The organism is Thauera linaloolentis 47Lol = DSM 12138 (assembly GCF_000310205.1).
GTDB lineage: Bacteria > Pseudomonadota > Gammaproteobacteria > Burkholderiales > Rhodocyclaceae > Thauera > Thauera linaloolentis.
The window spans coordinates 16,679-37,493 of record NZ_AMXE01000033.1 but is presented as its reverse complement, the minus strand read 5'-3'; the positions used below and the strand labels follow the sequence as shown (position 1 = coordinate 37,493).

18 protein-coding genes and 1 pseudogene are annotated in these 20,815 nt (G+C 69.2%); 7 read left to right on the top strand and 12 right to left on the bottom strand.

All coding sequences use genetic code 11. The annotated features are described in order from the left end of the window. From C666_RS10310 to C666_RS10270, 9 genes and pseudogenes are all read right to left on the bottom strand, one after another. Window positions 1-275: pseudogene (locus C666_RS10310) on the bottom strand (family 2A encapsulin nanocompartment cargo protein cysteine desulfurase); the annotation flags it as partial. Then, complete coding sequence (locus C666_RS10305) at window positions 244-1,182, bottom strand: family 2A encapsulin nanocompartment shell protein (RefSeq protein ID WP_004338068.1); 939 nt, start codon at window positions 1,180-1,182, stop codon at window positions 244-246. The gene C666_RS10305 and the pseudogene C666_RS10310, both read right to left, overlap by 32 nt. Before the next feature lie 94 nt (window positions 1,183-1,276). Continuing rightward, window positions 1,277-1,531: a helix-turn-helix domain-containing protein gene (locus C666_RS10300; protein WP_004338066.1), complete on the bottom strand. Its 255-nt coding sequence runs from the start codon at window positions 1,529-1,531 to the stop codon at window positions 1,277-1,279. Then, window positions 1,515-2,483 (bottom strand): serine O-acetyltransferase EpsC, encoded by a 969-nt coding sequence (gene epsC, locus C666_RS10295; protein ID WP_004338065.1) that lies wholly within the window; start codon window positions 2,481-2,483, stop codon window positions 1,515-1,517. The genes C666_RS10300 and epsC overlap by 17 nt, the downstream gene beginning before the upstream one ends. Continuing rightward, the gene (gene cysK / locus C666_RS10290; RefSeq protein ID WP_004338064.1) at window positions 2,480-3,457 is read right to left on the bottom strand and encodes a cysteine synthase A; all 978 of its coding nucleotides are present in this window, start codon (window positions 3,455-3,457) and stop codon (window positions 2,480-2,482) included. Before cysK ends, epsC begins: the two co-directional genes overlap by 4 nt. A gap of 24 nt (window positions 3,458-3,481) precedes the next feature. Next, window positions 3,482-4,000 carry a rhodanese-like domain-containing protein gene (locus tag C666_RS10285; RefSeq protein WP_004338063.1) on the bottom strand — a complete coding sequence of 173 codons (519 nt, stop codon included), beginning with the start codon at window positions 3,998-4,000 and terminating at the stop codon, window positions 3,482-3,484. A gap of 150 nt (window positions 4,001-4,150) precedes the next feature. Beyond that, window positions 4,151-4,837, bottom strand: coding sequence for an RBBP9/YdeN family alpha/beta hydrolase (locus tag C666_RS10280; protein WP_004338062.1), 687 nt, complete (start codon window positions 4,835-4,837; stop codon window positions 4,151-4,153). 7 nt (window positions 4,838-4,844) lie between these two features. After that, a complete protein-coding gene (locus tag C666_RS10275; protein WP_004338061.1) occupies window positions 4,845-5,060 on the bottom strand; it encodes a TOBE domain-containing protein in 216 nt (71 codons plus the stop codon). Window positions 5,061-5,076: 16 nt separating this feature from the next. After that, entirely contained in the window at window positions 5,077-6,084 is a 1,008-nt protein-coding gene (locus C666_RS10270; RefSeq protein WP_004338060.1) for a sulfate ABC transporter substrate-binding protein, read from the bottom strand. Window positions 6,085-6,361: 277 nt separating this feature from the next. Between C666_RS10270 and C666_RS10265 the strand changes: the two genes are divergently transcribed. The 5 genes from C666_RS10265 to C666_RS10245 all read left to right on the top strand — a co-directional run bounded on the left by C666_RS10265 (window position 6,362) and on the right by C666_RS10245 (window position 14,460). Beyond that, window positions 6,362-9,391 (top strand): transglycosylase domain-containing protein, encoded by a 3,030-nt coding sequence (locus tag C666_RS10265; protein WP_051019916.1) that lies wholly within the window; start codon window positions 6,362-6,364, stop codon window positions 9,389-9,391. A 203-nt stretch (window positions 9,392-9,594) separates the two neighbouring features. Continuing rightward, window positions 9,595-9,825: a helix-turn-helix domain-containing protein gene (locus C666_RS10260; RefSeq protein ID WP_004338058.1), complete on the top strand. Its 231-nt coding sequence runs from the start codon at window positions 9,595-9,597 to the stop codon at window positions 9,823-9,825. 293 nt (window positions 9,826-10,118) lie between these two features. Further along, window positions 10,119-11,381, top strand: coding sequence for a methyl-accepting chemotaxis protein (locus tag C666_RS21075; protein WP_004338057.1), 1,263 nt, complete (start codon window positions 10,119-10,121; stop codon window positions 11,379-11,381). 31 nt (window positions 11,382-11,412) lie between these two features. Next, window positions 11,413-14,010, top strand: coding sequence for an oxygen-sensing cyclic-di-GMP phosphodiesterase DosP (gene dosP / locus C666_RS10250; protein ID WP_004338056.1), 2,598 nt, complete (start codon window positions 11,413-11,415; stop codon window positions 14,008-14,010). Between the two features lie 189 nt (window positions 14,011-14,199). Further along, a complete protein-coding gene (locus C666_RS10245) occupies window positions 14,200-14,460 on the top strand; it encodes a diguanylate cyclase domain-containing protein (protein WP_004338054.1) in 261 nt (86 codons plus the stop codon). On the opposite strand, the gene C666_RS10240 is transcribed toward C666_RS10245, so the two are convergent. From C666_RS10240 to C666_RS10230, 3 genes are all read right to left on the bottom strand, one after another. Beyond that, complete coding sequence (locus C666_RS10240; RefSeq protein ID WP_028792049.1) at window positions 14,457-16,460, bottom strand: methyl-accepting chemotaxis protein; 2,004 nt, start codon at window positions 16,458-16,460, stop codon at window positions 14,457-14,459. The genes C666_RS10245 and C666_RS10240 overlap by 4 nt on opposite strands. Before the next feature lie 150 nt (window positions 16,461-16,610). After that, the gene (locus tag C666_RS10235; RefSeq protein WP_004338050.1) at window positions 16,611-18,023 is read right to left on the bottom strand and encodes a YdgA family protein; all 1,413 of its coding nucleotides are present in this window, start codon (window positions 18,021-18,023) and stop codon (window positions 16,611-16,613) included. A 183-nt stretch (window positions 18,024-18,206) separates the two neighbouring features. After that, entirely contained in the window at window positions 18,207-18,587 is a 381-nt protein-coding gene (locus C666_RS10230) for a rhodanese-like domain-containing protein (protein ID WP_004338048.1), read from the bottom strand. Between the two features lie 290 nt (window positions 18,588-18,877). Between C666_RS10230 and C666_RS10225 the strand changes: the two genes are divergently transcribed. Both C666_RS10225 and murB read left to right on the top strand, forming a co-directional pair. Beyond that, entirely contained in the window at window positions 18,878-19,366 is a 489-nt protein-coding gene (locus tag C666_RS10225) for a PACE efflux transporter (protein ID WP_154666141.1), read from the top strand. Next, complete coding sequence (murB, locus tag C666_RS10220; protein ID WP_004338044.1) at window positions 19,359-20,399, top strand: UDP-N-acetylmuramate dehydrogenase; 1,041 nt, start codon at window positions 19,359-19,361, stop codon at window positions 20,397-20,399. Before C666_RS10225 ends, murB begins: the two co-directional genes overlap by 8 nt. Window positions 20,400-20,815 lie beyond the last annotated feature (416 nt).

Sequence of the window (20,815 nt, the reverse complement as noted above, 5' to 3'; positions counted from 1 at the left end):
GCGGCCGGCGCCGCATCGACGGCTTCGTCCGGCGCGGCGCCCGGCGTTCCCGGCATCGGCGCCAGGGCGGGGGCGCGGTTGCCGAGCGCGATCTCGGTCTGCGCCGGCTGCGGCGGCGGGCCGAAGGGCAGTTGCGCATCCGGCGCGCCGGTCGGCAGCAGCGTGAACAGCTCGCCCGCGAGCCGGCTCAGCAGCGCTTCCTCGGGCAGGCCGGGCGGGGGGCCGCCGACGGCAGCCAGCCCGTTACTTGTAGGTATCGAGTGCAGCGTAGTCATGGTACTTGCCCACTTCAACGTCATCGAGCACGGCCAGTGCGTCTTCGGTGTGGACCACCAGCGAGCAGTAGAGCGAGATCAGGTAGGAGGCGATCGCGTTGCGGCTGATGCCCATGAAGCGCACCGACAGGCCCGGACCCTGTTCGCCGGCGACGCCGGGCTGGAACAGGCCCGACACGCCCTGGCGCTTCTGGCCCACGCGCAGCAGCAGGATCTTGGTCTTGCCGTCCTCGACCGGCACCTTGTCCGACGGCACCAGCGGAATGCCGCGCCAGGTCAGGAACTGCGAGCCGAACAGCGACACGGTGGGGGGCGGCACGCCGCGACGGGTGCACTCGCGGCCGAAGGCGGCGATGCCGAGCGGGTGGGCGAGGAAGAATGCGGGTTCTTTCCAGACCTTGGTCAGCAGGTCGTCGAGGTCGTCCGGGGTCGGCGCGCCGGTCAGCGTGGAGATGCGCTGCTCGTCGGAGACGTTGGCCAGCAGGCCGTAGTCCGGGTTGTTGATCAGCTCGGATTCCTGGCGCTCCTTGACCGTTTCGATGGTCAGGCGCAGCTGCTCCTTGATCTGGTCGTGCGGGCTGCTGTAGAGGTCGGAGATGCGGGTGTGGACGTCCAGCACCGTGGTGACCGCGTTCAGGAAGTATTCGCGCGGCTGCTCTTCGTAGTCGACGAAGATCTCGGGCAGGTCGCCTTCGTCCTCGCGCTGGGAACACGACACGCGCACGTCCTGCGGATTCTTGACTGTGTTCAGGCGGTAGATGCCCGCCTCGACCGGCAGCCATTCCAGGAAATGCACCAGCCAGCGCGGCGTGATGGTGGAGAGCTGCGGAACGGTCTTGGTGGCGTTGGCGAGCTGGCGGGCCGCCGTGTCTCCGAGCGCGTGATGCACTTTCTTTTCTGCTGCCATGGTCGACTCCTTGTGTCAGAAACCATCTGGAATGAAAAATCCGGACTCGGCGAGTGTCCCGCCCCGGCGGGGCGCTCTCAACCGGCTATCGCCATCAATTGCCGGCGGGCTTGCCGCTGCCGCAGGCCGTGGCGCGGTGTTCGCAGCGTGCGATCAGCACCGACAGCGGGGTCTGCAGGGCGACCGCGAGCTTGTGGGCGGTGAGCAGCGAGGGGACCACGTCGCCGCGCTCGATTTCGCCGACGTAGGTGCGGTTGAGGTTCGCCAGTTCGGCCAGCCGCTCCTGCGACCATCGCTGGCGCTGGCGCAGGCTGCGGATGACCGGGCCGAAGTTAGATGTCGGCCCCATCCCGCCCCTCGAGCCGCTCGTGGTGCAGGCCGGCCTGGGTCACGTTGCTGCCCGGCGGCACGCTGCGCGTCAGCCAGACGTTGCCGCCGATGCTGGAGCCGCGCCCGATCGTGATGCGGCCGAGCACGGTGGCGCCGGCATAGATCACGACGTCGTCCTCGACGATCGGATGGCGGGCGCCGCCCTTGGCGAGGTGGCCGTCGGTGTCCAGCTCGAAGCGCCGGGCGCCGAGCGTGACCGCCTGGTAGAGGCGGACGCGCTGGCCGATCACCGCGGTTTCGCCGATCACCACGCCGGTGCCGTGGTCGATGAAGAAGCCGGGGCCGATGCGCGCCCCCGGGTGGATGTCGATGCCGGTGTCCGAATGCGCGATCTCGGCGAGGATGCGCGCCACCAGCGGCACGCCCAGTTCGTAAAGCGCGTGGGCGAGGCGGTGGTGGATGACGGCCAGCACGCCCGGGTAGCACAGCAGCACCTCGTCGACGCTGCGCGCCGCCGGGTCGCCCTCGAAGGCGGCGAGGACGTCGGTGTCGAGCAGCGTGCGTAGCGCCGGCAGGCCGGCGGCGAAAGCGCGCACGATTCCAGTGGCGCGCGCATCCACCTGCGCCGCGAGCGCTTCGTCGTGGCGTGCCTGGCAGGCCAGTTCGAGGCGCACCTGGACCAGCAGGTTGGTGAGGGCGCGGTCCAGGGTGTGGCCGACGTAGAAGTCCTCGCCCTCGACGTGCAGGTCCGGTGGCCCGAGGCGCATCGGGAACAAGGCGCCGCACAAGTCGTCGGCGATGCCGCGCAGCGCGTCGCGCGACGGGAATTCGCGCGCGCCGCCTTCGCCGCCGCGCTTGCGCAGCGCGCGCCAGCTGTCGCGGGCTTCGCGCAGGCCGCTGACGATGCCCCGCAGGTCGAGGTGGGGAACCGCCGCCGCCAGCGGGGCGAAGCTTGCCGGACGGTCGCTCACGCCGGCAGCCCCGCTTCGTTGAACAAGCCCTCGAACAGGATCGAGCTGAGATAGCGCTCGCCCGAGTCCGGCAGGATGACGACGATGGTCTTGCCCGCGTTCTCGGGCTTCTTCGCCAGGCGGGCGGCCACGGCCGCTGCCGCGCCGCTGGAGATACCGGACAGGATGCCTTCCTCGCGCGCCAGGCGGCGGGCGTAGTCGACCGCTTCCTCGTTGCTCACCTGCTCGATGCTGTCGACCAGTTCCAGGTCCAGCACCTGCGGCACGAAGCCGGCGCCGATGCCCTGGATCTTGTGCGGGCCGGGCTTGAGCGGCTCGCCGTTGCGCGCCTGCGTCAGCACCGGGCTGGCGGACGGTTCGACCGCCACCGCCTGGATGGCCTTGCCGCGGGTGTGCTTGATGAAGCGCGAGGCGCCGGTGATGGTGCCGCCGGTGCCGACGCCCGACACCAGGATGTCGACCGCGCCGTCGGTGTCTTCCCAGATCTCGGGGCCGGTGGTGGCTTCGTGGATGGCGGGGTTGGCGGGGTTCTTGAACTGTTGCAGCAGCACGTACTTGCCGGGCTCGGAGGCGGCGATCTCCTCGGCCTTGGCGATGGCGCCGGCCATGCCCTTGGCGCCTTCGGTCAGCACCAGCCTGGCGCCGTAGGCGAGCAGCAACTTGCGGCGCTCGATGCTCATGGTCTCGGGCATCGTCAGGGTCAGCGGAATGCCCCTGGCGGCCGCGACGAAGGCGAGCGCGATGCCGGTGTTGCCGCTGGTGGGCTCGACCAGTTCCTTGCCCGGGCCGAGCAGGCCGCGTGCTTCGGCGTCCTTCACCAGCGCCGCGCCGATCCGGCACTTGACCGAATAGGCCGGGTTGCGGCCCTCGATCTTGGCCAGCACGGTGGCGGGGGCGCCGTCGATGATCCGGTTCAGGCGGACCAGCGGCGTGTGGCCGATCGACTCGGCGTTGTCTGTGTACCAATGCGACATGATGCGACTCCTGTTTCTGGTCTTTCAGTCCTGGATCCAAGGCAGGCCGGCGCGGCGCCAGCCGTTGAAGGCGCCGCGGCGCTGCTGTTCGTCCAGATCGCCCTCGAAGCCTTCGAGGATGTTGAACACATGCTTGAAACCGGCCTTGGCGGCGGCCTCGGCCGCCAGGGCCGAGCGCTTGCCGCTGCGACACAGCAGCAGCACGGTGGCGTCCTTGCCGGCCTTGTGCTCGAGATCGCGCACGAAGCGCGGGTTGCGGGTCAGGGCGGTGCCGGTGGCCCAGGGCACGAACAGGGAATCGGGCACGTGCCCGACGAACTTGCGCTCCTCGCCGCTGCGCACGTCCACCAGGGCGGCCTCGCCGGCCGACACCAGCTCCCAGGCCTCGGCCGGCGTCACGCCGCCCGCGTAGGGCAGGCCTTCGTCCGCCGCGCGCGCCAGCGCGCGTTCGAGAATGGGGTGGAGCGAGCCGGACTGCGCCGGGCCTGGCTGAGAGGCGACGGGGGCTGGGTTTGCCGCGGTTGCGCTGATGGCCATCTTCATTCCTCCTGTTTGTTCGGGGCACCGTGCCCTGCTTCGATAGGTCAAAACCTTACGCTCGCCCCGCTTTCATCCGAACCAACAAAAATTCCGATGGATTCCATCGCGGGGAATAAGCCGGCCGCCGGCTGGCTGGCCGTATACCCATTATGGCTATGGCCGTTCCGGCGTCCGCGTCTCGCCGTTGATGAGGCGCCGGGTCTGGTGGCGGAGCCGCGCCAGGGCGCCGTTGCGCCCCCGCCGCGCTTCCTTCTGGGACGCGATCGAGCCGAGCGGCGCGTCGGCGGCGGCCGTGCGCAGCTGGGTCAGCAGGGCAAGCGCCTGCGGCCACGGTCCGTGGCCGGATTCGGTATTGATGTGGCCGGCGTCGCCGACGTCGATCAGGCGGCTGCCCCAGCATTCGGCCCATTCGCGGGCCGAGGACAGCTTGAGCCAGGGGTCGCTGCGGCTGGCGGCGAGGATGCTGGGACAGACGAAGGCGGTGCGCGGCAGGTAGTCGGTGAGGCCCTGGCTCTGGCGCACGTCGTGGCGCAGGCCGAGCGGATCGAAGCGCTCCGGGTCGGCCGGCGCCACGAGCAGCAGGCCGGCCACCTTCTGCGGACGGTCGGCCGCGGCGACGACGCTGGCCAGGCAGCCGAAGCTGTGCGCGACGATCCACACCGCGCCGGGCGCCTCGTCGATTTCGCGCCGGACCTCTCCAGCCCAGCGCGCGAGCAGGGGGTCTTCCCAGTCGATGCCGCCGACGCGGCGCGCCTCGGGAAGCTCCCCTTCGAGCCAGGTCTGCCAGTGTCCGGCACCGCTGCCGTGGTAGCCCGGCACGGTCAGCACAGTGTGGCGCACGGCAGGCTCAGAGCGTCGCGATCGACACTTCGGTGGATTTCACCAGCGCGACGACTTCCGAGCCGGGCTTGAGCCCGAGCTCATCGACCGAACGCGTGGTGATCACCGAGGTGACGATGCCGGAGGGCGTCTCGACATCGACTTCGCTGACGACGTCGCCACGGATGATCTCCTTCACCCGCCCGCGGAACTGGTTGCGGACGTTGATTGCCTGGATTGCCATTTGCTTCCTCCGTTGCTCACTTGGCGTAGATCTGGTCGAACACGCCGCCGTCGGCGAAGTGCTTCTTCTGCACCGCCTGCCAGCCGCCGAGGTCCTCGATGGAGATCAGCTTGACCTTGGGGAAGCGGGCGACGTGGGCCGGATCGGCATGCTCGGGCTGGGTCGGCCGGTAATAGTGCTTGGCGGCGAGCTTCTGGCCGACCGGCGAGTACAGGTATTCCAGGTAGGCCTGGGCGATCTTGGTGGTGCCGCGCTTGTCGGCGACGCCATCGACGAGCGTGACCGGCGGTTCGGCGAGGATCGAGATCGAGGGCACGATGATCTCGAACTTGTCCGGGCCGAGCTCGTTGATCGACAGGAAGGCCTCGTTCTCCCATGCCAGCAGCACGTCGCCGATGTTGCGCTGGACGAAGGTGTTGGTCGAGCCGCGCGCGCCCGAGTCGAGCACCGGCACGTGCTTGAGCAGTTCGGTGACGAAGTTCTGCGCGCTCTGCTCGTTGCCGCCCGGCTGCTGCAGCGCATAGCCCCATGCGGCCAGGTAGTTCCAGCGCGCGCCGCCCGAGGTCTTCGGGTTGGGGGTGATGACTTCGACGCCCGGCTTCACCAGGTCGCCCCAGTCCTTGATGCCCTTGGGGTTGCCCTTGCGCACCAGGAAGACGATGGTCGAGGTGTAGGGCGAGCTGTTGTGCGCCAGGCGCTTCTGCCAGTCGGCCGGGATCTTGCCGGTCTGCTCGGCGATGGCGTCGATGTCGTAGGCCAGGGCCAGCGTGACGACGTCGGCTTCGAGGCCGTCGATCACCGCGCGCGCCTGCTTGCCGGCGCCGCCGTGGGATTGCTTGATGACCACGGTTTCGCCGGTCTGCGCCTTCCAGTGCTTGATGAACTCGGGGTTGAACTCCTGGTACAGCTCGCGCGTCGGGTCATAGGACACGTTGAGCAGCGTGGTCTGCGCCTGGGCGCTGCCGATCAGGCCGGCGCTGAGGGCCAGGGCGAGCAGGCTGCGGCGGATGGGGTTGAAAGCCATTCGATTTCTCCGATGGGTTGATTGCGATGGAGAAAATCTATCCTTCTTGCCTCATAACCTGAACGTAGAAAAAACGGATTGCTTATTCATCTTCCGCGCGTTCCGTGCGCGATGCGCTGTCCGCGGGTGTTGCCGGCAAGTGTGGCGCTTCTGTAACAGTGTCATTTTCCTGCCCGGAAGACAGGATAATTGCGGCGATGCAATATCGATTTTTTCCGCCGTGCGCCCTGTCGTGAATCCCGCAGCCGAAACGCCGCCCGCGCAACACGCCGAGCTCATGCCGGCGCGGCGCGGTCTCCGCCGCTTCTTTCCTTCGCACCCCTTCCGCCTGTTCGGGGCCATGCTCTTCGTCCTGGTGCTGGTGGCCCTGGTCGCGGGCGGCGTGCTGTTCGCGCACGAACTGCACAGCTCGCGCCTGCAGGCACGCGAGATCTCGCGTTTCGCCGCCACGCTCGACTACCGGCGCGTCGCCGGTCGCAGCGACGCCGTGCGCTACCCGGCACACGGGCCTTTCGACCAGCGCCTCGGCTACACCGAACTGCCGGATTTCATCGAACGCCTGCAGGCGCGCGGCTTTGACCTGGCGGCGCAGACCCGCTTCAGCGCGGCGCTGATCGACTATGCCGACCGTGGCCTGTTTCCGCCCTATCGCGAGAAGACGCGCGCCGGCCTGGACGTGCTCGACTGCCGCGCCGGGGTGCTCTACGACTTCCGCTATCCCTACCGCGGCTATGCCGACTTCGCCGACGTGCCGCCGGTGGTGGCGCAGGCGCTGCTGTTCATCGAGAACCGCGACCTGCTCGACGACAGCCGGCCGACGCTGAACCCGGCGGTCGACTGGGTGCGCTTCGCGCGCGCGGCGGCGGCGCAACTGGGGCGCATGGTCAAGGACGACCTCGACGCCCCCGGCGGCAGCACGCTGGCGACGCAGATCGAGAAGTACCGCCATTCGCCCGACGGCATCACCTACGATGCGCGCGAGAAACTGCGCCAGATGGTGTCGGCCAGCGTGCGGGCCTACCGCGAGGGCGAGCAGACCCTGCCGGCGCGGCGCCGGCTGGTGCTCGACTACCTGAACACCGTGCCGCTGTCCGCGGCGCCGGGGCATGGCGAGGTCAATGGCCTGGGCGACGGCCTGTGGGTGTGGTTCGGCGCCGATTTCGAGCGTGCCAACGCCTTGCTGTCCGCGCCGCCGGGGCAGGGCGGCAGCTTGCAGGCACAGGGCCTTGCACTGCGCCAGGTGGTGGCGCTGATGATCGCCCACCGCCGGCCGTCGTGGTACCTGGCGCGCGGCCGCGACGAACTCGCCCGTACCACCGACGCCTACCTGCGCCTGCTGGCCGAGGCCGGCACCATCGACACCGCGCTGCGCGACGCCGCGCTGTCGCAGCCCTTGCCCTTCCGCGACCTGGCGGCCAACCCCGCGCTGCTGCCGGCGCGGTCGGGCAAGGGCACGACCGCCGTGCGTACGCGGCTGGCGGTCATGCTGGGCACCTCGCTGTACAGCCTCGACCGGCTCGACGCGCAGGCCGGCACCACCTTGCACGGCGGCCTGCAGCAGGCGGTCGGCGACTACCTCGGCAGCCTGTCCGACGCGGCCTTCGCCCGCAGCCAGGGCCTGATCGGCGAGCGCATGCTGAACCCGGCGACGCTGGGCGCGGTGCACTACAGCTTCACGCTGGTCGAGCGCACGCCCGGCGGCAACCGCGTGCGGGTGCAGACCGACACCACCGACCAGCCGCTCGACATCAACGAGGGCAGCAAGCTCGAACTGGGCTCCACCGCCAAGCTGCGTGTGCTGGCGACCTACCTCGAGATCGTCGCCGAACTCCATGGCCGCCTGGCCGAACTCGACATGCCGGCGCTGCGCCAGGTCGAGGTCGCCCGCCAGGACAACCTGACGCGCTGGGCCATCGACCATCTCGCCACTGCCGCCGACCGCAGCCTGCCGGCCATGCTGGAGGCCGCGCTGGAGCGGCGCTTTTCCGCCAGCCCGGGCGAAGGTTTCTTCACCGGCGGCGGGCTGCATCGCTTCGGCAACTTCAACCGCAGCGACGATGCGCGCATGCCCACGCTGCGCGAAGCGCTGCAGGCCTCGATCAACCTGCCCTTCGTGCGCCTGATGCGCGAGATCGTGCGCCACACCATGTACCAGGTGCCGGGCAGCACGGCGCAACTGCTGGAAGATGCCGAGGACCCGCGCCGCACCGAATACCTGGCGCGCTTCGCCGACCGCGAGGGCCAGGTCTTCCTGCGCCGCTTCTGGCGCAAGTACCAGGGCCTGGCCGCGGAGGACATGCGCGCGCTGCTGCTCGACGGGCTGCGTCCCGGCGCCGAGCGCCTGGCCGCGGTGTTCCGCTATCTCGAACCCGAGGCGCCGCCCGAGGCGCTGGCCGCCTTCCTCGGCCAGCGCCTGGGCGACGCGCTGCCGGCCGAGTCGCGCATCGCCCAGCTCTACGGCCGCTACGCGCCCGAGGCCTTCGACCTGCCCGACCGCGGCTATGTGGCACGCCTGCATCCGCTGGAGCTGTGGCTGGTCGGCTACCGCATGCGCAGCCCGCAGGCGAGCCTGTCCGAGGCCATCGCCGCCAGCGCGGACGAGCGCCAGGCGGTGTACCGCTGGTTGTTCCGCACGCGCTCGCGCAGCGCACAGGATTCGCGCATCTTCACCATGCTCGAGGTCGAAGCCTTCCTCGACATCCATCGCCGCTGGGCGCGGCTGGGCTATCCGTTCGGCCATCTCGTGCCCTCGCTGGCCACCGCGCTGGGCAGTTCGGGCGACCGCCCGGCGGCGCTGGCCGAGTTGATGGGCATCATCGTCAACGACGGCGTGCGCCTGCCGATGCAGCGCATCGACCGCCTGCGCTTCGCCGCCGATACGCCGTACGAAACCGCTTTCGCCCTGCGCCCGGAGGCGGGCGAGGCGGTGATGGCGCCCGAGGTGGCGGCGGCGCTGCGCAACGCGCTGTCGGACGTGGTCGAGAGCGGCACCGCGCGCCGGCTGGCGGGCAGCTTCCGCCTGGCCGACGGCAGCGAACTGGCGCTGGGGGGCAAGACCGGCACCGGCGACAACCGCATCGTCATCGGCGGCCGCGCCGGCATGGCGCTGAACCGTACCGCCACCTTCGTCTTCTATCTCGGCCCGCGCCACTTCGGCACCCTGACCGCCTACGTCACCGGCCCCGGCGCCGCGGCCTACCGCTTCACCTCGGCGCTGCCGGTGCAGATCCTGAAGTCGATGGCGCCGGTGCTGGTGCCGCACCTGGAGCCGGGCGCGGAGCTTGCCTGCCTGCCCTCGACGGGCTGAGACCATGCTGCGCGCGGCGCGGCCGCATGCGCGCCGGAAGGGCGGCAGGCGGCAGGCCCGTGCCGCCGGACGGGCCCGGGGAGGGGCTGCGCCCGGTGCCGTCCGGGGCCCATTCAACAGAGTGTACCTAAGTTGGATACAACTACTTGTGCCGATAAAAGGTACAGGTGACCAAGAGCATACACACCCCGGAAATGCTGTGCTTGAACCGCTGGTTGCGCGACAGGCGCAAGAGCCAGGGCTTGACCATGCGCGAACTGGGGGAGCGCCTGGGCGTCACGCATTCCTACGTCCAGAAGGTGGAGATCGGAGAGCGCCGGCTGGATGTGGTCGAGTACGTCTGGTACTGCAAGGCGCTCGACGTGAAACCCGACGAAGGCCTCGACGTGGTGCTGAAGTGCGCCGAGCAGATCGCCGAGTGGGGAAGGGAATGACATCCGGCCCGATCGAGGCCTGAGTCTCCGGACCACGCCTTCCCGGCGGCTTCCTGCCGTTCTCCCGTTGCCGCCCCTGCCGCCCGGGCCGGGGCGCCAGCCCTGCCATCGAAGGGCTTCCGTGCCTCCCGGTCCATTTCCATTCTGCCGACGCGCTTCGTGCCGTTCGTCACGAGGGCACAGCTTGTCCGCATTGAGTTTGTACCGATTATAGGTAAATATGCCTTCCAATCGTAATCCTGCGTCCATGGCAGGGCGCGGCTGTCCAGCATCGACAGGAGAGGAGAGGCTGAATGAAGAACAACTTGCCGGTCACCGACGACGAGGTGGTCTATCCGGGCGAGGCCCACCTGATCACGACGACCGACCTGCAGGGCGTGATCACCTTCGCCAACGACGACTCCATCGCGGTGTCCGGCTTTAGCCGTGAGGAACTGGTCGGCCAGCACCACAACGTCATCCGTCACCCGGACATGCCGCCCGGGGCCTTCGCCGACCTGTGGGCGAGCATCAAGTCGGGCTGTTCGTGGAAGGGCCTGGTCAAGAACCGCTGCAAGAACGGCGACTACTATTGGGTGGATGCCTATGTGACGCCGATCGTCAAGGATGGCGCGATCGTCGAGTATCAGTCGCTGCGGACCCTGCCGAGCCCGGCCGCCAAGGCGCGGGCCGAACGCGAATACCGGCGCTGGCGCGCCGGCGGCGCGCCCAGGGGCATGCGCGCGCCGCTGCTGTCCTGGATGCAGAAGATGATGCTGGCCGCGGCATTGCCGGGGTTGATCGTGACCGCGCTGGCGATGGCGCGCGACGAGCCTGGGCTGGCCGCAGCCACGCTGCTGCTGACGGTGGTCGCGGCGGCTGCGGCGGCGATGTTGCTGCGCCCCTTGGGTGTCATCGTGCGGGAACTGCGTACGGCCGCGGAAGGCCGCGAGCAACTGGTGCAGATGATCTGCTCCATCGAACGACTGGCTTCGGGTCTGCAGGAAACGCGCAGCACGGTCGGCGCACTGGCCGAGCGCAGCAGCGACATCGCCAGGGTCATCGAGGTCATCACCGCGATTGCCGACCAGACCAACCTGCTGGCGCTGAACGCAGCGATCGAGGCTGCGCGCGCGGGCGAAGCGGGGCGCGGCTTCGCAGTGATGGCCGACGAGGTGCGCAACCTGGCGCAGCGCACGCAGGATTCGACGCGCGGCATCCGCGGAATCATCTCGGGGCTGGGGAACGACATGGAGGCCTGCGTGACGGTGATCGGCAGCGGTGTGACGGTGTCGCAGCAGACGGTGGATTTCGCCGGGCAGACCGACCGCGCGTTCGGCGTGATCCTGGAATCCGTCGATAACATCGACCGGCTGGCAGGGAATGTCGATGTCGGCATGAAGGAACAGTCCCACATCAGCGAGCAGACCGGCCGGCAGATGAGCATGCTGCGCGACAGCGCGCGCCGGGCCATCGAATCCAGCGCGACCTTCAATGCGCACACCGCGACGCTGGGCGGCCACATTGCCGATCTGCAGGTGCTCGCCCGCCACTTCGCCAACAGCTTGAGTCGTTAGTCCGGGCCGGACGATCGGAGAGGAAGCGGGAATGGACGCGCCGGACGTGAGTGTGTACGGGATGCTGCTTCCGGCGCTCGAACAGTCGATCATGGCGGCGGTGCTGGTCGACGAGAACGACAGCGTGCGTTACTTCAACCCCGCCGCCGAACGGTTGTGGGGCTATGCGCGCGGCGAGGTGCTCGGCCGGAACATGAGGCCACTGCTGCCGAAGGCGCTGCAGGCCGTCCATGGCAGCTACATGCGCAGCAACCGGGAAGGCGGAGAGCCCCGGGCCGTCGGCATGAACCGCGACCTGCTGGTGGAGCGCAAGGATGGCCGTCAGCTGTGGGTGTCGTTCTCGCTGTCGAAGATCGATCTGTCGGGCCGCATCCACTACCTGGCCTTTGCGCGCGACGTGTCGGCCGAGGTGGCCCGGAGCGAGCAGAATCGCCTGCTGCTGCTGGCCGTCAACCATACCGAGCGCCCGCTGTTCGTCGTCGATGGCGAGCGCCGCATCGTGCAGATCAACCGTGCTTTCAGCGAGTTGTTCGGCTATGCCGCCGGCGAGGCGGTCGGCTGCCTGCCGAGCGAACTGCTGGCCAGCCCGCACACCGATGCCGAGACGCTGGCGCGGGTGCGCAGCAAGGCCTGGGGCACGGAGGGATTCAACGAGGAGATCCTGGCCAGGAGCAAGGACGGCCGGGACATGTGGGTGAAGGCATCGGTCAATCCCATCTTCGACGAGGACAGCGGACAACTGCGCAACCAGGTCATTGTCATGTCCGACATCACCGAGGCACGGCGGATCAGGGATTTCGAGCGCGACGTGCTGGAGGCATTGACCAGCAACCTGTCCTTCATCGGGCTGGGCAACTTCATCTGCCAGCGCATCGAGGCCATTGCGCCGGGCGTGCTGGTTTCGATGTTCAGGGTCGTCGGGCGCAGGCTGCGGCACTGGGCCGCGCCGAGCTTCCAGGCCTCGTATGTGGCCGGCTGGGAGGGTGTGGAAATTGGCGAAGGCGTGGCAGGCTACGGCACCTGCGCCCATCGCGGCGAGCCGGTGATGCTGGCCGACATCAAGGCCGAACCGCTGCGTTCGGCCTACTGCGGGAGGACGCCGCCGGCCGGCTGCCGGGCGTGCATGGTTTATCCGGCGAAGCGGCGCGATGGCAGCGTGATCGGTGTCTTTGCGCTCTATCTCCGCCAGGGTGCCCCGCAGGACGCCTACCTGAGGCGGATTGCGGATATCAGCATGTATCTGTGCGCGCTGGCGATCGAGCGCGAGGAAAGCCGGCAGCGGCTCGACGAACTGGTTCACCATGACGCACTGACCGGATTGCCGAACCGCAACAGCCTGTATCGATATACCAACGATCTGCTGGCTTCCGGTGTGGAGCAGGAAATCGCCTTCTTTTGCATCGGTCTGGTCCGGTTCAAGGACGTCAACAACACGCTGGGCTACAGGGTGGGCGACCAGATGCTGGTCGAGATCGTCAATCGCCTGCGGTCCCGCCTGAGCGGCGGGGCCTTCCTTGCGCGGCTCGAAGGCAGCACCTTCGTGTTGGTCGTGTCCGAGTGCAGCCCGGCCCGCGCCGCGCAGGTGGCTTCGCTCCTCCTGCAAGTCATCAGCGAACCGGTCGGCATCGCCGGCGTGCTGCTGGATCTGTCGGCTTGCATCGGCGTCAGCCATTATCCCGACGAAGGCTGCCGCGACCGCGATGGATTGCTGCAGAACGCCAAGAGCGCGATGGACCAGGTCAAGGCCTCGGGTGGCGGGGGCTGCCTGTTCTTCAGCCAGGGCATGAACGAACTCGCGCGCGAGCGCCTGCTGCTGGGCACCGCGCTGCGCCGGGCCATCGCCGGCACGGGGCTGCGCCTGGAGTACCAGCCGCAGGTGCGGCTGGACGGCGGCGGGCTGCATGGGGTGGAGGCGCTGGCGCGCTGGCACGACCCGGAGTTCGGCGAAGTCCCGCCCGGCAGGTTCATCGCCCTGGCCGAGGAGATCGGAGAAATCGAGGCCGTCGGGCAGTGGGCGCTGCGCGAAGCCTGCCGGCAGTTGGCCGTGTGGCGCGGGCAGGGTGTGCATGTGCCGGTCGTCTCGGTCAACCTGTCGCCGCGCAGTTTCTGCAGCCGCGCGCTGGCGGATGCCGTCGCCGGCCTGCTGCGCGAGCATGCCTTGGCCGGCGAGCGGCTGACCATCGAGATCACCGAAAGCGCGGCGATGGTGCTGACCCCGGAGATGCTCGAGACCGTGCATTGCATCCGCGCGCTGGGCGTCGGCCTGTCGGTGGATGATTTCGGCACCGGGTTCTCCAGCCTGTCCAATCTCGCCAGCCTGCCGGTGACCGAGGTCAAGATCGACCGCAGCTTCATCGACAAGTGCCTGGAGGAAAGCCGCCTGCGGGCGCTGGTGACGGCGGTCATCGGCATCGGCCGCAGCCTGGACCTGACGGTCGTTGCCGAAGGCGTGGAAACCGGGGAGCAGTGCGAACTGCTCAGGCGGCAGCGCTGCCCGGTGGTGCAGGGCTACCTCTTTGCGCGCCCGCTGAGGCCGCAGGACGTACCGCCGTGGGTCGAGCGGTTCGGCAGGGCGCCCGCCGCCGCGGATGCCGCCGGACGCCCCGGCACCGGCGGGATGCCGGTGTGACATGGAACGGTTGATGAGCATTCCGCCTGGTTTCCCGTTCGAGTGCGTCCTCGAGGCGCTGCCTGTCGCCGTTTCGCTGATCGCCATGCCTGGCGCCCGGATCGTGTATAGCAATCACGCCTTCGACTGCGTGCTGGGGTGTCCGCCCGGCCACTTCCGCACGGCGGAGCGCCCGAGAGCGAGCGCCAGATGGACGACATCTGCCAGCGCATCATCGGTCTGGTCGGCGAGCCGATGGTCGTCTCTGGCGTCAGGGTCCGCATCACGGCGAGCGTGGGCGCCTGTATCCACCCCGACCAGGCATCGGGCATGGGCGAACTGCTGCGGCGCGCCGATCTTGCGCTATACCGGGCCAAGGCGAGCGGCAAGGGCCGGTGGGGATGGTGGGCGCCGGAACTGGGGGACGGCGTGGAGCCGGCGCCCGCCGATGCGGGGCCGGCCCTTTCCTAGAGCTTGAAGCGGCCGACCAGCTCGCCGAGGTGGTCCGATGCGCGGCCGATCTGGGTCAGCGTCTGCGAGGTCCGCTGGATGGCGTCGTCGGTGCTCTGCACCACGCTCGATGCCTGCTCGGCGGACTGGGCGAGCGCGGTGGTGGCGGCGGACTGCTCTTGCGTCGCTTCGGCGATTTCGCGCACGCGTTCGGCGGCGCGCTGCATGCCGGCCTCGATGCCGGTGATCTCGTCGGCCACGCGCGAGGCGCGCTCGACGCCGACTTCCACCGCCTCGCGGGTGGCGTGCATGCTGCTGACCGCCCGGCCGGTTTCGCTGCGCATGGCATCGATCATGTCGCGGATCTCGGTGGTGGCGCTGCTGGTGCGTTCGGCCAGCTTGCGCACTTCGTCGGCGACGACTGCGAAGCCGCGCCCCTGTTCGCCCGCGCGCGCGGCCTCGATCGCCGCGTTCAGCGCCAGCAGGTTGGTCTGGTCCGCGATTTCGCGGATCACCTGGACGATGCCGTTGATCTGCGTCGAATGCTCGGCGAGGCCGTTCAGGGACACCGCCAGTGTTTCCATGTTGCCGGCGATGTCGCGCATGTGGCCCTGCATGTCGCGCACCACCTCGCCGCTGTGCTGCGACGCCGCACAGGTTTCGAGCATGACGCCGTTGGCCTCGTTCGCATTGCTGGCGATGTGCCCAATCGATACGGTGATTTCCTCGATCGTGGCGGCGTTGTCGCCGGTGGTGGCGGCCAGCGTGTGCGAGCTGTCGGCGATGCGGCCGCTCGCGTCCGACACCTCGCGGATGCCGTCCACCAGCGTGTGGCTCTGGTCGCGCACTTCGATGAACATGCGCTGCAGGCTGGCGAGGAAGGCATTCACCGAGGTGGCGACGCGGCCCAGTTCGTCGCGGCCGCCCGTTTCCGGCAGCCGGCGCGTCAGGTCGCCCTCACCGCCGGCCAGGGCCTGCATGGCGTTGGCCAGGGTTCCGAGCGGCCGGGTGAGGGCGGTCAGCAGCAGGGACAGCACGCCGGCGGTGAGCAGCACGCTGACGATGCCCATGATGATGGCGGTGGTGCGTAGCGCATCCGCCGAGGCGGTGATGACGTCTTCCGGCACCGACACCACGCTGCCCCACCAGGCATCGCTGTCGCTGAGCGACACGCGCTGCAGGAAGTGGCGCACGCCGCCGTTGTCGCGCCACTGCAGCGCGCGGCCGTCGCGCAGCGCCGCCAGCGCCTCGGCCGGCAGGCCGGAGGCGGGCTTGCCGATGTGCGTGGTGTCCTGGTGCGCCACCACCAGGCCGGTCGGCGTGTACAGCGCGACGCTGCCGACGCCGAAGGGCTTGATGCGGCCGAGTTGTTCGGCCAGTGCGTCCAGCGCCATGTCGACCCCGGCGATGCCGGCGAAACGGCCATTCACCTGCAGCGGCTTCACCAGCGAGGTGATCAGCATGCTGCGCCCGCCGACCACGTACTCGTAGGGCTCGGCGAGGTAGGCGCGGCCGGTCTGTTTCGGTTGCTGGTAGTAGTTGCCGGCGCCGGGCTTGTCGTAGTCGACCAGCGGTTCGAGCGTGAACGTGGTGCCGCTGCGGCTCCAGTACGGCACGAAGCGGCCGCTGGCGTCATGGCCGGCACTGCCGGCGAAGTCGGCGTCGCGGCCGTCGAAGGCGTCCGGTTCCCAGCCGGTATAGACGCCGAGCAGGGCGGAGCGGCCTTCCAGCGTGCGGCGCAACTGGCGGCTCACCGCATCCCGCTCCGGCGTGCCTCCGGCGCGCAGGCCTTCGAGCGACAGCGCCAGCGTGGACGAGATCGCCATCGCTTCGTCCAGGTGGGCGCCCACGTCCTGCGCGACCGCCGCCGCCTCGCCCTCGGCGCGCGCCAGGCCTTGCTCGAGCACGGCCTGGTGGCTGCGCCAGGCGAGCACACCCAGGGTGGTGGCGAAACCGAGCAATACGGTGATGACTGTCGCGGACAGGAGTTTTGTGCGGAAACTCAGGGCGTTAAGGCTCATGATCGATCTCGTGCGGTGGGAAGCGGAGTTCACGGCGATCATGCGGCTTTCTTTAAGAATATCTGCGGACGTATTTGGCAGCGGCGCGCCGATTGGCGCGGCTGCCGCCGCCGTGCGCCGGCCCGCGGGGGCGGCACACGGCGGCCGGGCTCAGCGTCCGCTCAGCGCCAGCGGATTGAAGGGCTTGCCGTTCACCGTCAATTGGCCCTGCTGGAAGGCGGCGCGGGTTTTCACCAGCGCGTCGCTGCGCTGCAGGTAGCCCTGCGCTTCCAGCAGCCCGAGCTGGGCTTCGAGCTGCGCCGCCGCGAAGGCGGCTTCTTCCGCGCTGCCCGCCTGGCCGCCGGCCAGGGCCTGGAGCAAGCCCTGCGGCACCGATATGTCGGCCGCCGCGCGCAGCTTGGCCATCAGCATCAGCGGATTGCCCAGCTCGTCCGGCTGGATGCCGTCGAGGCTCACCTGCGCCGACAGGTCGGCCCTGCCGTGGGGGCTGGCGAAGCTGATGCGGTCGATGCTGAATGCCGGGTCGTGGCCCAGCAGCGCCATCGCCGGTTCGGCCAGGGGAGCGAACACCGCGGTGGGGTCTTCTGCCTGGCGCGCGAGCTGCTCGGGGTCGGAACCGATCTCGATCAGCTTGCGATACAGCGCCACCAGGGTGCGTCCATGCAGGTGCTTGAGCGAGAAATCGTAGTGCGCGGGGCCGTAGTCGACGTCCGCCACGCGCAATACTTCCGTACCGAGCAAGGCCGTGATGTCGACGTACTCGCCGTCGGAAGGCGCATCGATGTCGTAGCTCAGGCGTTCCAGGCGGAAGTCGGTGCCGTCGAGTTCGCCGCCTTCCTTGCCTTCCACGCTCATCGTGGCCACCGTCGCGCGCTGCCTGCCGACGTACAGCCAGGATTCGTCGTCGAACAGGCGCCGCTGGTCGCCGTCGAATGCCAGCCCTGACAGCGAGATGCGCATGTTGGGGTCTTCCATCGACATGCTCTCGGCCGTCCCCTTCATGGTGTAGCTGCGCATGCCGGGCTTGAATTCGACATCGGCGTCGACGCCGCCGAAGCCGACGCGCAGCTCCCCGCCGCTGCCGTCGGGCATGCCGAATTCGAATGCGGGGCTGTCGATCGCCGAGCGGCCGCCGCCGTCGAAGCGGAACACGGTGCGGGCGGTCAGCGGGGCCTTGTCGCCCAGGGTTTCCCTGAGCTTGGCGCCCGGTTCGCCTTCCAGCACGAGTTCGCTGTCCATCGTCGCCGCGGCCAGCGTGCGGAAGCCCGGCAGCGGGCCGTGCTGGATGCGGCTGACGAAGGCCATGCGCAGCGGCTCGCCGGCCTGCACCGCGCCGTCTTCGGCCGCCACCGGCATCGCCATCTCGAGGGTGACCTTCTCGGTGCTCGAGAACAGGCCGCGTTCGTAGCTGCGCTCGGCAATCTTCAGCGTCGGGTGGGACTGCATGTCCGCATACTGCTCGTCCAGGATCGTCTGGATCCGCTGGCCGGTAAACCAGGCGGCCACGGGGTAGGCCAGGGCGATGGCGGCAAGCACGGCCGCGATCTTGGTGGGACGGTTCATCCAGGAGTTCTCCTTTGTTCGGTCAAGCAATCCCGGTGGGCCGCCATTCGGCTCCACCGCCTGTACAGGCAGCCGGCCACGGGCCATTGGTGCGCTGCAAAACGGCGCACAGTATATGTGAATGGATTAAAGGATTCGAGCGCGGGAGAAAACCGGTGGATGGCATGCGGCGCCGTGCAGGAATTACTCGAAGGACGGCAGGCTCGGCTGCGCGACCGCCTTGCCCGCAGCTGCCCAGGCGTCGAAACCGCCGGCGATGGAGCGCACGTTGGTGTAGCCCATGTCCTGCATCGCGCAGGCGGCGAGCGCGGCGCGGCCGCTGGTCTTGCAGTAGAGCACGGCCTTCAGCGTGCGCGATGCCAGTTCCGGCGCGCCGCTGAGGCGGAATTCGAGCATGCCGCGCGGGATCAGGACGGCGCCGGGAACGTGGCCGGCGGCGAACTCGTCGGCTTCGCGTACGTCGATGACGATGTCGGCGTCGCGGATGGCGGCTTCGGCGTCGTCGATGGCGATTTCGTCGACGCGGGCCTTGGCGGCGGTGACGAGGTCGTGGGCGGTCTTCATGGTGGCGGTCCCGTGATGATGATCAGTGATGGCTTATATATTAGCAGCGCGATGCCCTGCCAGCCGCGATCATGGCAGGATCGCATCCGCTGCGTGTGCCGGCTTGCCAGGCGGGCCGGCGATTTGCTAAAAGGGTGCGCCGGCCGCGCGAGCGGCCGCTCCGGTTCCGGCGCGGGGGGCGGCCTCCGCCCGCCATGCGCGACGCAGCGACCGTCGGCCTGCCACGGGAGGCCGGTGCCGATGGCCACCCTTCCGAGGGGCGCTTTTCTCATTCGTTGCAGGATTCCACCGTGTCATCCAAACCCAAGCTCCGTACCCTGGGCGACAGGCTACGCCAGATCACGTTGTTCGAGATCGGCGGCCTGCTGCTGGTCACGCCGCCCTTCGCCTGGGGCAGCGGCGTCCCCCTTGCCGAATCGCTCGGCCTGCTGGCCTTGCTGGCGTTGATCGCCGCGATCTGGAACGGCTGCTACAACACCAGCTTCGACTGGCTCGAAGGCCGCCTGACCGGCCGCACCGCAGACCGTCGTCCCTTTCGCCTGCGCTGCATCCATGCCGTCGGCTTCGAGCTGGGCCTGTTCTCGATGACGCTGCCGGTCATCGTGTGGTGGACGGGCATGGGCTGGATCGAGGCGGCGGTCGCCGACATTTTCCTGGCCATCACCTACACGGTGTATGCCCTGCTGTTCAACATGGGCTACGACCGCCTGTTTCCGATTCCCGTCACGCCCGACGGGGGCGAGGCGGCCGGGCACGACAGCGTGACGCGGGATGGCTGAAATGACGGAAACAGTGCCCCGCTTCGAGGCCCAGGCCGATCTGTCCGCCCTCAACACCTTCGGCCTGCGCGTCCGCGCGGCACGCCTGCTGCGCCTGCGCTCGGTGGACGGCCTCGCCGCCGCCATCGCCGCGCCCGGCTGGGCGGTCGGGCCCAGGCTGGTGCTGGGCGGCGGCAGCAACCTGGTGCTGCGGGGCGATTTCGCCGGCACCGTGCTTAAGGTGGAGATCGCCGGCCGCCGCCTGCTGCGCGACGAGGCCGACGCCTGGATCGTCGAGGCCGGCGCGGGCGAGAACTGGCACGATTTCGTGCGCTGGACGCTGGTGCAGGGCTGGTCGGGGCTGGAGAACCTGTCGCTGATCCCCGGCACCGCGGGCGCGGCGCCGATCCAGAACATCGGCGCCTACGGCATCGAGATCGCCGATCGCTTCGAATCGCTCGACGCGGTGGAGCTCGACACCGGGGCGCGCCGCGTCTTCGGCCTGGCGGACTGCGCCTTCGGCTACCGCGACAGCGTGTTCAAGCGCAGTCCGGGGCGCTGGCTGGTGACGGCGGTGCGCTTCCGCCTGCCGAAGCCGTGGCGCGCGGCGATGCGCTACGCCGAAGTCGCGCGCGAGCTGGAGGCCAGGGGTATTGCCGCGCCGACGCCGCTCGACGTCTCCGACGCCGTCATCGCCATCCGCCGCCGCAAGCTGCCCGACCCCGTCGAGATCGGCAACGCCGGCAGCTTCTTCAAGAACCCGGTCGTCGATGCCGCCCACTGCGCGCGCCTGCTGGCCGCGCATCCGGCGATGCCGCACTACCCCCAGCCGGATGGCGGCGAGAAGCTGGCGGCCGGCTGGCTGATCGAGCAGGCCGGCTGGAAGGGGCGCGACCTGGGCCCGGTGGGCTGCTTCGAGCGCCAGGCGCTGGTGCTGGTCAATCGCGGCGGCGCCACCGGCGCCGACGTCGAGCGAATCGCGCGCGCGATCATGGCCGAAGTCGAGGCCCGCTTCGGCGTGGCGCTGGAGCCGGAACCGGTCTTCGTCGGCTGAGCGGGTGCCGCGGCGTTGTTCGGCCACCCGGCGCGGCGGCGGTGGTGTCGTACATCTCCTTGGGGTCGTACATGATCCAGTGGGGCGAATACCCGGGAAGGATCACCAGATCCTGCCCGGCAGGCCCTGTGCGGCATGCCCACCACCATGGCGGCGATCCTGCGTGCGTTGTCCTGCACCTCGGCCTTAGTGTGCAGGCACGGCATCTCGTAATGGCGGCCACGACGCCGACGCAATCGGCGCGGCTCGAAATGTCTCCGCGTCTCATGGATCGACTCTTCCGTCGAAGCTGCTTGAAAGGCCTGGCTTCATCGTCGGGAGGGTGGTGCGCTGCACAAATACGTTGTTTGGCGTATGGGTTGGGAAGGCGCAACGGCCGGGCATTCACTGGCCGGAATCGTCCGAGCTTTGTGCGA

What these genes read in the sequence shown, in the direction of transcription:
- cysK (WP_004338064.1), bottom strand. Translation starts at nt 3,457, where the DNA reads ATGTCGCATTGGTACACAGACAACGCCGAGTCGATCGGCCACACGCCG.
- C666_RS10300 (WP_004338066.1), bottom strand. Translation starts at nt 1,531, where the DNA reads ATGGGGCCGACATCTAACTTCGGCCCGGTCATCCGCAGCCTGCGCCAG.
- dosP (WP_004338056.1), top strand. Translation starts at nt 11,413, where the DNA reads ATGGACGCGCCGGACGTGAGTGTGTACGGGATGCTGCTTCCGGCGCTC.
- C666_RS21075 (WP_004338057.1), top strand. Translation starts at nt 10,119, where the DNA reads ATGAAGAACAACTTGCCGGTCACCGACGACGAGGTGGTCTATCCGGGC.
- C666_RS10305 (WP_004338068.1), bottom strand. Translation starts at nt 1,182, where the DNA reads ATGGCAGCAGAAAAGAAAGTGCATCACGCGCTCGGAGACACGGCGGCC.
- C666_RS10240 (WP_028792049.1), bottom strand. Translation starts at nt 16,460, where the DNA reads ATGAGCCTTAACGCCCTGAGTTTCCGCACAAAACTCCTGTCCGCGACA.
- murB (WP_004338044.1), top strand. Translation starts at nt 19,359, where the DNA reads ATGGCTGAAATGACGGAAACAGTGCCCCGCTTCGAGGCCCAGGCCGAT.
- C666_RS10265 (WP_051019916.1), top strand. Translation starts at nt 6,362, where the DNA reads ATGCCGGCGCGGCGCGGTCTCCGCCGCTTCTTTCCTTCGCACCCCTTC.
- C666_RS10270 (WP_004338060.1), bottom strand. Translation starts at nt 6,084, where the DNA reads ATGGCTTTCAACCCCATCCGCCGCAGCCTGCTCGCCCTGGCCCTCAGC.
- C666_RS10275 (WP_004338061.1), bottom strand. Translation starts at nt 5,060, where the DNA reads ATGGCAATCCAGGCAATCAACGTCCGCAACCAGTTCCGCGGGCGGGTG.
- C666_RS10285 (WP_004338063.1), bottom strand. Translation starts at nt 4,000, where the DNA reads ATGAAGATGGCCATCAGCGCAACCGCGGCAAACCCAGCCCCCGTCGCC.
- C666_RS10230 (WP_004338048.1), bottom strand. Translation starts at nt 18,587, where the DNA reads ATGAAGACCGCCCACGACCTCGTCACCGCCGCCAAGGCCCGCGTCGAC.
- C666_RS10245 (WP_004338054.1), top strand. Translation starts at nt 14,200, where the DNA reads ATGGACGACATCTGCCAGCGCATCATCGGTCTGGTCGGCGAGCCGATG.
- C666_RS10235 (WP_004338050.1), bottom strand. Translation starts at nt 18,023, where the DNA reads ATGAACCGTCCCACCAAGATCGCGGCCGTGCTTGCCGCCATCGCCCTG.